12 protein-coding genes and 1 pseudogene are annotated in these 10,486 nt (G+C 43.2%); 4 read left to right on the forward strand and 9 right to left on the reverse strand.

The genetic code is table 11. From position 1 onward, the window contains the following. Window positions 1-149 precede the first annotated feature (149 nt). The 4 genes from JUI58_RS02020 to JUI58_RS02035 form a co-directional block, all read right to left on the reverse strand. Window positions 150-947 carry an MlaE family lipid ABC transporter permease subunit gene (locus JUI58_RS02020; protein WP_204102073.1) on the reverse strand — a complete coding sequence of 266 codons (798 nt, stop codon included), beginning with the start codon at window positions 945-947 and terminating at the stop codon, window positions 150-152. Window positions 948-977: 30 nt separating this feature from the next. Further along, on the reverse strand, window positions 978-1,352 hold the full coding sequence (locus JUI58_RS02025; protein ID WP_204102074.1) for a cytochrome c: 375 nt from the start codon (window positions 1,350-1,352) through the stop codon (window positions 978-980). 147 nt (window positions 1,353-1,499) lie between these two features. Continuing rightward, the gene (locus tag JUI58_RS02030) at window positions 1,500-2,375 is read right to left on the reverse strand and encodes a glycosyltransferase family 2 protein (protein ID WP_204102075.1); all 876 of its coding nucleotides are present in this window, start codon (window positions 2,373-2,375) and stop codon (window positions 1,500-1,502) included. Between the two features lie 162 nt (window positions 2,376-2,537). After that, entirely contained in the window at window positions 2,538-3,308 is a 771-nt protein-coding gene (locus tag JUI58_RS02035) for an HpsJ family protein (RefSeq protein ID WP_204102076.1), read from the reverse strand. 379 nt (window positions 3,309-3,687) lie between these two features. On the opposite strand from JUI58_RS02035, the gene JUI58_RS02040 reads away from it, so the two are divergent. The 3 genes from JUI58_RS02040 to JUI58_RS02050 are packed head-to-tail and all read left to right on the forward strand — an operon-like array spanning window position 3,688 to window position 5,407. Further along, a complete protein-coding gene (locus tag JUI58_RS02040; protein ID WP_204102077.1) occupies window positions 3,688-3,930 on the forward strand; it encodes a hypothetical protein in 243 nt (80 codons plus the stop codon). A gap of 44 nt (window positions 3,931-3,974) precedes the next feature. Then, window positions 3,975-4,712: a 6-phosphogluconolactonase gene (pgl, locus tag JUI58_RS02045; protein WP_204102078.1), complete on the forward strand. Its 738-nt coding sequence runs from the start codon at window positions 3,975-3,977 to the stop codon at window positions 4,710-4,712. A 29-nt stretch (window positions 4,713-4,741) separates the two neighbouring features. Beyond that, entirely contained in the window at window positions 4,742-5,407 is a 666-nt protein-coding gene (locus JUI58_RS02050) for an FHA domain-containing protein (protein WP_204102079.1), read from the forward strand. Here JUI58_RS02050 and JUI58_RS02055 read toward each other — a convergent pair. Continuing rightward, complete coding sequence (locus tag JUI58_RS02055; protein WP_204102080.1) at window positions 5,388-6,437, reverse strand: YihY/virulence factor BrkB family protein; 1,050 nt, start codon at window positions 6,435-6,437, stop codon at window positions 5,388-5,390. The genes JUI58_RS02050 and JUI58_RS02055 overlap by 20 nt on opposite strands. Window positions 6,438-6,661: 224 nt before the next feature. Here JUI58_RS02055 and JUI58_RS02060 point away from each other — a divergent pair, with 224 nt between their 5' ends. Continuing rightward, window positions 6,662-7,105 carry a hypothetical protein gene (locus JUI58_RS02060; RefSeq protein WP_204102081.1) on the forward strand — a complete coding sequence of 148 codons (444 nt, stop codon included), beginning with the start codon at window positions 6,662-6,664 and terminating at the stop codon, window positions 7,103-7,105. Between the two features lie 42 nt (window positions 7,106-7,147). Here JUI58_RS02060 and JUI58_RS02065 read toward each other — a convergent pair whose 3' ends face one another. The 4 genes and pseudogenes from JUI58_RS02065 to JUI58_RS02080 all read right to left on the reverse strand — a co-directional run. After that, the gene (locus JUI58_RS02065; protein ID WP_204102082.1) at window positions 7,148-7,741 is read right to left on the reverse strand and encodes a hypothetical protein; all 594 of its coding nucleotides are present in this window, start codon (window positions 7,739-7,741) and stop codon (window positions 7,148-7,150) included. 86 nt (window positions 7,742-7,827) lie between these two features. Beyond that, window positions 7,828-9,051, reverse strand: coding sequence for an AAA family ATPase (locus JUI58_RS02070; RefSeq protein WP_239121209.1), 1,224 nt, complete (start codon window positions 9,049-9,051; stop codon window positions 7,828-7,830). Window positions 9,052-9,112: 61 nt separating this feature from the next. After that, window positions 9,113-10,147 carry a hypothetical protein gene (locus tag JUI58_RS02075; RefSeq protein ID WP_204102083.1) on the reverse strand — a complete coding sequence of 345 codons (1,035 nt, stop codon included), beginning with the start codon at window positions 10,145-10,147 and terminating at the stop codon, window positions 9,113-9,115. A 154-nt stretch (window positions 10,148-10,301) separates the two neighbouring features. Beyond that, a pseudogene (locus tag JUI58_RS02080) lies at window positions 10,302-10,486 on the reverse strand (hypothetical protein); the annotation flags it as partial.

Consider the following 10,486-nt stretch of genomic DNA (forward strand, 5'->3'; position numbering starts at 1 on the left):
GAGAGTGCGTTCCAAGCTGAAACTCTATGCAGTATTCAACGGTTTAAATCAAGGTTTCTCCCTCAATCCCCATCGCCTTGCGTTGGGGTTGTTGAACTATATCGCCAAATGATCCAACAAGGTTGCCCAAAAAGTGACGAAAAACCCAATTACCCACCAATTACCGCATTCCCCATTCCTTGAAACATAAGCCAAGAGAGAAAAAAGTTAGTCACAAAAATGGCTAAAAGTGATGTTACTACGGCTGTTGTTGTAGACTGTCCGACTCCTTTTGCACCTCCAGTCGTTGTCAAACCCCAACTGCAGCCGATAACGGCGACCAATCCTCCAAAAACAACAGATTTAATCACCGCACTGAAAATATCCCATACCCCTAAAAAATTTTGAATCGATTCGAGAAATACCGATTGAGAAATACCGTAAAGATTTGTTGCGACTAATAACCCTCCCGACATTCCCAAAAGTAACGATAAAAGTGTTAATACAGGCAGCATCAAACAACAAGCGATAATACGAGGAATGACCAGATAATCAATGGGATCGGTTTTGAGGATATAAAGTGCGTCAATTTGTTCCGTGACCCGCATCGTGCCAATTTCCGCCGCAAATGCCGATCCTACCCGTCCCGCTAAAACAACTGCTGTGAGGACCGGGGTTAATTCTCGGGTTAATGCCACCGCTAAAACGCCACCGATCGCGCTTCCTGCCCCAAAATGAATAAATTCCCGCGCTACTTGAATTGTAAACACCATCCCCACAAAACCCGCCGTAGTTAGGGCGATCGCCAAGGAACCAGGACCGACTGCATTACACTGTTCGAGGGTATTGCGACGGTTAATTTTCGCCTTCAGTAAATGCAAAACAACTTGACCCCCTAAAAATATGGCGGCAATGAGTCGCTGTATCCAATTCCGTAACCCCATATTTGAGGCAACTTGACCTGCCATAATCACAAATAGTTAATAATAATAATTACATTACAATCGCTTTAAATATCCTAATAAATCTGCCATATCTTGCGGTTTAGGCTGAAACTGAGGCATGGGTGGAGTTGTGCCGTCAATCACTTGTCGAATAATTTGCAGGTCGGACTTGCGATCGCTCAAATGTTCCAGGCTTGGACCGACATATCCCGTCCCATAGACTCCGTGACAGCCGGCACAATTAATCGCAAAGATTTCTTGACCTCGCTCAATATTTCTATTTAACGCGAAGACTCTTTGTATATACGGATCGAAACTCTGAGAATAGAAGAACCCCATAATCCCGATCGCAATTAATAAAATAAATACCAGCACGAATAAAACCATTCGTCGAACCGGAATTTGAACTTTGGCTTCTAAGTTAGTCACGGGTTGAGAAAATTGTTTGCGAAAAAGTACCGGGAAAAAAATAGATCGATATCCGGAAGTTAGCTAAACTGTTCCCATCGGACTCTCAATTATTGTGCCAAAATATTGCGATAAATGAAAATATCTTAAGATTTTTCTTAATTTATGTTAATTTTTGTGTTTTTCTGTTGCTAATGGTACCTTTGCTGTGTTTGCTTTGGAAGTTTTTTGAGTTTGGAGTTCCCAAACTTTAAGAATAATAAAATACTCATAAAAAGATTGTAGAACGCACCAAGCCCAACCCGGACGACCATCCCAAATTCCCCCCAACAGGAAATACATATATAAAAATCTTAAAAAAGGACGAAAAGGGAGACGTAAAGAGAGGTCTTTAAGAGCGCGGCGCTTTTCGACCTCCGATCGCCCCCAAAATAAATCTTGCCAGCGAACCCCTCCGGCTTCGAGTTGGGACAGGGTTTCTCTCGCTTCATCGGTGGAATAGCGATTATGTTTTTCCAGCCAGCGACTGAACCCCTTACCGCTTGTATAGTGAGGATAGGTTTCTTTTAAAAAGCTCGTTTTACCGTCGCAAATTTCCCGTTCCGTGTGGCCGTAATCGTCAAACCAAACCTTATCTTTACGGAAAAGTCGGAGTTGATAGCGGGGATATTGGGTACAATGGCGAATCCAGTGATTCATAAACATGACTCGTTCCGCCACATAATAACCGATATATTCATCTTTATTTTGAATAACTTGACAGCATTCGGCATAAAGTTCTGGAGTCATGCGTTCGTCGGCTTCAAGGATGTAAACCCAATCATATTGGGTGGAGACTTCCCGCAGCATCCATGTCCGTTGTTTACCGTGACTTTCAAAACTGTGTTGGACAATGCGAACATCATAGTTACTAACAATATCTAAAGTGCGATCGCTGCTATAAGAATCTACAATAATAATGTCATCGCAGAAAGAAACAATAGACTCGATACAAGCTGCAATTTCTATTTCTTCGTTGTAAGTCAGGATATAAATAGAAAACATTAATAGGTTTTGGGTATGGGTTAGAGGTTATAAGCTATGGTTTAGTGACGTTCTCCCCCGTTAGACCCGACAGGGTTAACGGAGACTTCAGAAGAGATTGTTTGATAATTAATAATTGTCCACCATCCCACTCGATAAAGAAGAGTGGGATGAGTGATAAAACTAGACGCGACGGCGACTGGTAGCGCCACCTCCTCCAGCTAATCCTCGGAAACCCAACGCACCAATGACACTATAGCCGATGGACAGCAACAAGCTACTAACTCCCGTGCGGATACCCGATTTAAAAGCATTAGTTTTAGCAGTTTGTTCTGCTTCTTTACGGCGTTCTTGGAGTTGGGTTTGAGCCGCTTCTAGCTGTTCATTCAATGCGGCTGGATTGGTTTTTAACTGTTCGATTTGATTGCGGATAGTTTGTAATTGTTCGAGACGAGGACCCGTTACTTGGCCGCCCTTAATTGCGTCGTCGAGTTGTTTAATGCGAGCGCTATCTCCAAGGAGTTGATTGATTTGGTCGAATTGAGATTGAATTTGTTGTTCGGCAGCCGTTAAACCCTGTTGAATTTGTTCAGTGGCCTGTTTCGTTTTATAGCGAAGATTCCCCAAATGCAGGGGAATAAATAATAAAAACATAAGTCCGAGGATGCAGGCAAACAAAAAAGACCAAAATCTTAAGTCAGTGATAGAAACACCACGACTTTCATTTCCTAGGGATTCGCCGATCCAATATCCCACAATGAGGAAAGCAATGCCCACCATCGGAATGATACCGCGATCAACAATATTGCTGGCTAAGGTCAGTTGCCAGTCTTTGTTTGTAATCTGGAAAGGAATCGCGAGTACGATATAGTCAAGCAGCGACGAAACGATCAGTATCACCCCGACAATTTTAAGCGCTAGAGAAGAAAAGGCAGAAAAGGCTGGATTGTTCATTATTTTTATCTAAGTCGTATCAGTTTAATCTTTGGGGAAGCATGAAGGCGAAAGGATTAAGCAGGAAAGCTCTTGTAGAATCCTTCTCTTATCTTGCCGGAACTTGTCGGCATAAGGGAAGAGAACCGCTTTCGAGGTCTATCAAAAGCTAGGTTCAGCCAATAATAGTTTAACCAATGGCGAGGAGCAAGCTAGTAAACTACCGCTATCCTAATCTTTGTTGGATGCGGCTTTCAGCAGCCCTCTATCAGATCGAGCAAGCTAAACTGTATGGGATACATCTTAAGTTGGCAAGAAAGATAGGGACTTCCGGGCTGGTTTACACTCAGCATGAAGGTACAATAGCGATTCTTGACTTTTTCTGTGCTTGCCAATTATTTTGGCTGCGTTTCCGATCGCCAAAATACCTGTTAAAAAAATATTCAAACTACTAATCTCTTGCTCTAGATTTCCCATCTTAACTCACGATCGCTTCAGATTGATTGACGAGGAGAAAACCTTAACAGACCTAGTGTTAGGCATGACGATCTTAAATTCTGGTGTGGGAAATGTAACATTAAGTTACAAAATGGGGAGAGGGCGATCGCCAAAAATTCAAGAAAGTTATCGAGCCAAAGAATGATTGGCCCCCTTTAAGCTGGAAAATAACTAAATTTAGAGAATTTCATGGATAATCCATCAATTGAAGTTTTAGCCGATAAGAGCGCTCTAGTAAAACGGGCAACGGTTTTGGTACTGGAGAAAATCCAATTAGCCTTGCAAGAGCGAGGACAATGTACTCTAGTTCTCGCGGGGGGAAGTACCCCTAAGCCTCTTTATGAGGCGATCGCCGCTCAATCTCTCCCTTGGGATAAAATTCACGTTTTTTGGGGAGATGAGCGCTATGTTCCTCACGATCATCCCGACAGCAATTGTAATATGGCTCGCAAGGCATGGTTAGAGCGGGTAGACTTCCCAGAAGCCAATATTCATGCCATGCCCACCGGAGCCAAGGATGCCACCGCCGATGCCGATCGCCACGATCGCGAACTCCAAGGCTTTTTTGGGGTCAAAGCGGGGGAATTTCCCCGTTTTGATATCATCCTCCTAGGCATGGGAGATGACGGTCATACCGCATCTTTATTCCCTCAAACAGAAGTCCTACAGGTATGCGATCGCCTCGTCGCCGTTGGCAACAAATCTGGTCAACCTCGCCTAACCTTTACTATTCCTCTCATCAATCGCGGGCGTTGCGTTATCTTTTTAGCAGCAGGAGCCAACAAGCAAAACGCCCTTGCTAATGTTTGGGGGAATTCCGCCGATCCCAAGGATTATCCTTCCCGTTTTATTCAACCCGAGGGAGAACTTTGGTGGTTCGTTGATGAAATTGCCGCCCGGGACATTGAAGCAAGCATTGATAATTGATAATTGATAATTGTTCATTGATAATTAACATGATCGTTTGTCCGAATTGCAATCACCAAAATCCTGACGGCGCAACCCAATGCGAAGCCTGTTATACACCTCTGCCTACCATGACCAATTGCCCCAACTGCGGCACGATCGTCCAAGTCGATGCCAGTTTTTGCGGACAATGCGGTTATAACTTACAAGAAACCAATATAACCGTGGCAGAAGAAGGTGAAAATAACGGCATTGAACTCAGCAAATCTGAGGTTAGCACGCCTCCACCCGTCTCTAGTTCTACAGAGGCAACAGTGGTAGAAGAACAAAGTATTTCTTCTTCTCTGCCACCCATTTCTACCGGAGGAGCTTCGACGCAACTCCAAGTTAAAACGGCGAGTTTGCTGCATCTGCAAACCGATACCGTTATTGAATTTCCCCAAAATTTACCCGTGATTCATATCGGCAAACCAGGAGGACCCATCCCCCCCGATGTCGATGTTTCTGGGTTTTCCGACTCGGCGATCGTTTCGCGGGTTCATGCCGATATTCGCGTGGAAGCAGATCTGTTCTTCATTGAGGATGTGGGCAGTGCCAATGGCACCTATATCAATCATAATCCTTTGCCCCCAGGAAACCGTCACCGCCTCAGAGCCGGCGATCGCATTGCTTTAGGGAAAGAAGATAAAGTCACGTTTATTTTTCAGCTTGCTTAGGAATAGGGGGATGAGGAGGGATTATTTCCTCCTTTCTTCCTTCTAAGGTAGGGCGATCGCGCGGTCTTTTTTTAATCGTTTTGTGTTTCATTGCTTCTCCAACAGTGACGTTAACCACGCCACCAATCAGAAAAACGAGGGAAGTTAAATACAACCAGAGCATTAAAACAATAACCGCCCCGACTGCCCCATAAACCTTGTTATAAGCGCCAAAATTATCGACATAAACGCGAAACAGCAGGGAAATGCCCGCCCAAGCAAAGGCTGCTAACATTGCTCCTGGGAGAATGGGGGTGTCTCTGCGCCACTGACTCGGACCTAAGCGGTAAATGAGGGCAAAAGCGACGATCGCAATGCTCAGAGCAAAAGGCCAATTGAGTTGTTGCCAAAGTTTGAGCAACCAATAGCTGCCAATTTCCAATTCCTCGATGGGGAGTGCCTCAATGGTCCGGACCGCGAATTTCACGAGAACATCGCCGACAAGGACGAGAAATGAGGCAATGAGAAGCAATCCAATACTGGCAAGGGTTAGCAGGAGGGAAATGATTTTTGCGTGCCACCAGGGTCGTCGTTTGTGTCTGGGAATTTCGTGAATGCGATCGAGGGCATTCATCGCGGCACCGATCGCGGCGGAGGAGATCCACAAAGTGGCAGCAAAACTGGCGGAAAATAGACCTGTGCTGCGGGTACGAGTGATTTCTGTAACAAAGTTGGAGAGAAGTTCCCAAACTAAATCTGGGGCGACAATTTTCAGGTTCGCTGCTAACCCTCGCATGGTAGAACCGAGAGACTCATCTTGTACAACCCCAAAGCGTTCAATTAAGGTGCGAAAGAGGGTGGACAGGGGATCTTCAAAGAGGGCGATCGCGGTAATAAGCGCCAAAATTGCTGGGAATAGTGCCAACAGGGAGTTATAAGCCATTTCTGCGGAAAGACCCGCCAAACGTTGGCGAAAAATTCTCGCGATAATGGTGCGGATAACTAGCCAATTTAGGTGGGAGAAAAAGCGGAAAAAATGCGGGAGTGGCATGGTGAAACTGATTCACGATTAGATCGCTTGCAAATTCGTGTTCGATCGCCGTTAACCCCCCTGAAAAAGGTCAGAATTTTGCAATGATGCAAGAGGTCTATATCTTAATTTGCCAGATTTCGGTCAAGCTGGCATCGCGGGAAAGAGTTCGCATCTTCAGTTAGGATAAATTTTTGTAGAGAACGATCGCAATTTTTCGGACTTTTTTCAAGGAGTGCTGGGTTATGAGTGAAGAGGTGGTGCAATGGCTGGCGGAAATTCGGACGTTAAAGCAGCAATTGGCGCAGTTGGAGGGCGATCGCAATGCGGCGCAGGAGAGTGCGGCACATTGGCGCAAACTCTACAATATTGAAGCACGACAGCGACGGGAGGAGGCGCAGTTGGCTCGCCAAGAGAGTCAACTCCTACAGGCAAAACTTGAGCAGGTTGAGGAGGAAATTCCTGCACTGTCGATGGAGGATATTGAGGCTGCTATTAAGGCGGAAATTGCTGCTTTGGAGACTCCTGAAGCGGTGAAGGAGAAGTTAATCACGGTCATTCGCGAGCGCGATCGGGCGTTGGAGGCTTTAAAGAGCGAACAGGACAATCATATCGAAACTCGTCGCAGTTTAACGGCAGTTATTGGCGATACGATCGATCAGTTGACTCGGATGCGGAATGAGAAATAGGGGTTTGAGTTGGCGATCGCTTTTCTGGATTGGCGATCGAGACTATATTTCCAGTGTAATCTTTCGGGTTTGTATTTCTTCGATAAATATTTTTAAGCTGGGATTTTTAGGATAGTATTGGGTAAATTTTTCGGGGTTTAAATAATAATTTTCGGATAGGCGATCGTAATCGGGTTGAGATTTAGAAAATTTCGCCAATTCTCCTGTTAATACTCTTCTTAATCTTTTCTCACAATTTTTAGTTTGTGCAGCTTGTTTTATATCCGTGCAGTATAGAGGAAGCAACCAACATTCGAGGGAGTGGATCGCGATCGCAAATAAAAACTGGGGTGCAAACTGGCGATAAAATGTTTCGCCAATGAGTCCTATCAATTTTTGCCGAACGCGATCGCGCAATTCTTCTACGCTTAATTCTTTTTCTGCTTCATATTTAGGTATATCAAAGTTAACGCGATCGCAAACATCAGTATCGATATGAATGATAATATAATCGACAAATTGCAAGGCTTGTTTTAGTTTTTCTGACTGACAATATGCAAACACTAATTCCCAATTACCAAAAGATTCCTCTCCTTTCTTGCGTTGAGGTTGAAGTTCGATGACATCATCAGGTTCAAGGTCTGTAAAGTACCCCATTAAGATGTTTTTAATTACAATTTGATCAGTTATTCCTTCTGCAATTATTCCAAATCTAGTCATTATTAGAATTTTTGATTATTGGCTTAAAAATTTTGCGGCATTCCTCCAATATAACCTCTCAGAAACGCTTCTGAAAGTCTGACGGGTTCTTGTCCCTCGATTTTCTTAGGACTAAAAATTCGCCTAACTCTAGTTCTTCCAAATTTGTTACGAGAGACAACAAATAATCTTTGTTCGTCATCATGTAAATCTAATCCATCTAAAATAGCAGGATTATGGGTTGTGAAAATAGCTTGTTTATCATATTTTTGTGCGAGTTCCACTAGCTCTTCAACGACTCGCCAACATAATTTAGGATTGAGTGAATTATCAATGTTATCTATTGCAAAGAATTTGGGTGTTTCTTCGCCAACAAAGAGAGCAAAATGGAAAAGTATAAATAAAAACCCTTCATTGGAGCTACGCTGGTCAAAATATTTGAGTTCTGGATCGAGGTATTTATCAAATATATGTATTTTTCGTTCGGTCTCAAACAAGTCTTTAGGAATTTCAAAATCTTTAAACCAACTGATTAAACGAAGTCGCTCTTTTATTTCTTTGAATCTTGTTTTATCTTCTTTCATATCAAGAAATCTCAAGAATTTAAACAATCCTTCTCCACGAGTTCCCAAGGGTTGAATTTGTCCTTCTTCTTCAAAAATCCTCAGCGATGAATGGTTTGGATAAAACAAAATAAAATTTAAAAAATATGGTGTTTCCTTTGCTTTACCTATATCACCAAGAAGATTTTCAATGCTTTCAATCGCTTTTGTTATATCATTTTTTTCTACTTTTATTCTATTGTTTTTTTTGTCCTTTTTAGAGATTCCTGAAGCTACAAGTTTTTTTAGTTGTAGGTTATGATATTCTAATCCCTCTTTCCATTCTTCTAATGGTGTGAATAGTGTTTTGCCACTTTTTATATCTACAGCATGGGAATACCATTTAGAATATAATTCATTTTTATTTGTTAAAATCAACTTAAGGGTTGTAGCATTTTCTGGAATAATTTCTATCTCAATTTCTTTCACAATATTCTCTTTCTCAAAAGCCGATCGCATCAACTGAGGTTCTGTGACGCGAATACCGCGAGACACCAAAAACTCATTATCTAACTTGTTACTATAAGCCGCAGAAGCAAGGGCGATCGCCTCCAGAATATTAGTTTTTCCGCAGCCATTTTCCCCAATGAGAACATTAATACGTCCCAACTCCAGATCGAGACTTTCAATCGATTTATAGTTTTGAATCTTAACTTCTCGAATCATGGTTCAAATGATCAGTTTGCTATTTATCCTATTGCGATCGTAACAAATAACCCAGAATAAATTATTGTGACTTCAGATATGCCAAGAAATCTAATAATTCCTCATCGCTCAAAACTTGGCGCGATCGCTTACCATAGCGTTCGATTAAAAAATCGCGTCCCTGTGCTTGCGTCCACTGTAAGCGACGAATTTCAATATTAGTTTGGGCGAGAACCTCTGAGAAATCAATCGGTTCTGTCAGTGGTTTAATGGTTGCTGGGGACGCAGTTTCTTCTACAGGTTCAGTTTCAGGTTCTACAGGTTCAGTTTCTTCTACAGGTTCAGTTTCAGGTTCTACAGGTTCAGGAGAATCTTGCATTTCTGGCGCGGTTTCGGGAAATGTCGGTTCTGAGGGAGAAAAGTCAAAACTAGCCTCTGGTGAGGGTTCTGGGGAGATGATTGTTTCCTTCACTACAGTATCCTCCACAGAGGCGATCGCCCCTGGAATCACCGTTTCCTCGGGAATCTTATCCTCAAAAGAAGCGATCGCCGGTGCAGGTTCGGGAGTGGGAAGCGTGACAGGAGTGGAAAAATAAGATAAATCTTCAGAGACAACCGTTGAGGGAGAAGACACAACCTGTATTTCCTCATCTTTTCTTTCCTCATCTTTTCTTTCCTCATTTTCTTCTCTTCTCTTTGTCTCATCTCCCCCCTCTTCTTGCGCTGAAACAGGAATTGCAGTTGCAGGAGACTGTCCCGATAGGTGCGACGGACTCCCATTGCGCGATCGCACTTCAGGAAGAGTCGGAATAGTCCCAAGATTTAATAACGCTAAAGCACGTTCTCGAGCGCGATCCTCTGCTTCTTCCACAGTATCAGCCGAACCAAGACCCGTACCTAAAACCATCCGATCTAGATGAACCGTGACTTTGACCACATATTTACCTTGCTCGAATTGCAGTAACTCGCTAACGAGACTACCTTGGGGATAATGAGAACGAAATAGCTTTAACATCATAAGAACGTAAGGTGTGAAGTGCAGAATGTAAGGAATTTGGGCTTTGTTTTTATCCTTATCTCCAGACGGATCGGACTCGATCTCGTCCCTTAAAATCATTATCTCATACTTGACGAAAAGATCATTTTGATTCCAGCTTATTATTTTACCCTTCTCCAATGAGCCGATAAAATCTACAATGGATAAAAGACTATTTTTGATTCTACTCACTTTTTGATGTTGACATACTCTCACCGCTAAACGCTTGAGCGTTCTAGCGGTCAGACCCCGCGTCGCCGACAGGCGCAAGGGAATGCTGACCAAGAGAGCGGGAGATTCTTGAACTCACATTCAAGATTTCTTGCTTCACAGATTTTTGACTAGGCAAAGCCCCCGTCAGATCATCTCCACAAGCATTTTCCGATACGCTATGCCCTAGCGCATTTTTGATTCCTCTAT

Source organism: Spirulina sp. CCY15215 (assembly GCF_016888125.1).
GTDB lineage: Bacteria > Cyanobacteriota > Cyanobacteriia > Cyanobacteriales > Spirulinaceae > CCY15215.

Coding starts and splice junctions, on each gene's coding strand:
- JUI58_RS02020 (WP_204102073.1), bottom strand. CDS start 947: ATGGCAGGTCAAGTTGCCTCAAATATGGGGTTACGGAATTGGATACAG.
- JUI58_RS02030 (WP_204102075.1), bottom strand. CDS start 2,375: ATGTTTTCTATTTATATCCTGACTTACAACGAAGAAATAGAAATTGCA.
- JUI58_RS02035 (WP_204102076.1), bottom strand. CDS start 3,308: ATGAACAATCCAGCCTTTTCTGCCTTTTCTTCTCTAGCGCTTAAAATT.
- pgl (WP_204102078.1), top strand. CDS start 3,975: ATGGATAATCCATCAATTGAAGTTTTAGCCGATAAGAGCGCTCTAGTA.
- JUI58_RS02050 (WP_204102079.1), top strand. CDS start 4,742: ATGATCGTTTGTCCGAATTGCAATCACCAAAATCCTGACGGCGCAACC.
- JUI58_RS02055 (WP_204102080.1), bottom strand. CDS start 6,437: ATGCCACTCCCGCATTTTTTCCGCTTTTTCTCCCACCTAAATTGGCTA.
- JUI58_RS02060 (WP_204102081.1), top strand. CDS start 6,662: ATGAGTGAAGAGGTGGTGCAATGGCTGGCGGAAATTCGGACGTTAAAG.
- JUI58_RS02065 (WP_204102082.1), bottom strand. CDS start 7,741: ATGGGGTACTTTACAGACCTTGAACCTGATGATGTCATCGAACTTCAA.
- JUI58_RS02070 (WP_239121209.1), bottom strand. CDS start 9,051: ATGATTCGAGAAGTTAAGATTCAAAACTATAAATCGATTGAAAGTCTC.
- JUI58_RS02075 (WP_204102083.1), bottom strand. CDS start 10,147: ATGATTTTAAGGGACGAGATCGAGTCCGATCCGTCTGGAGATAAGGAT.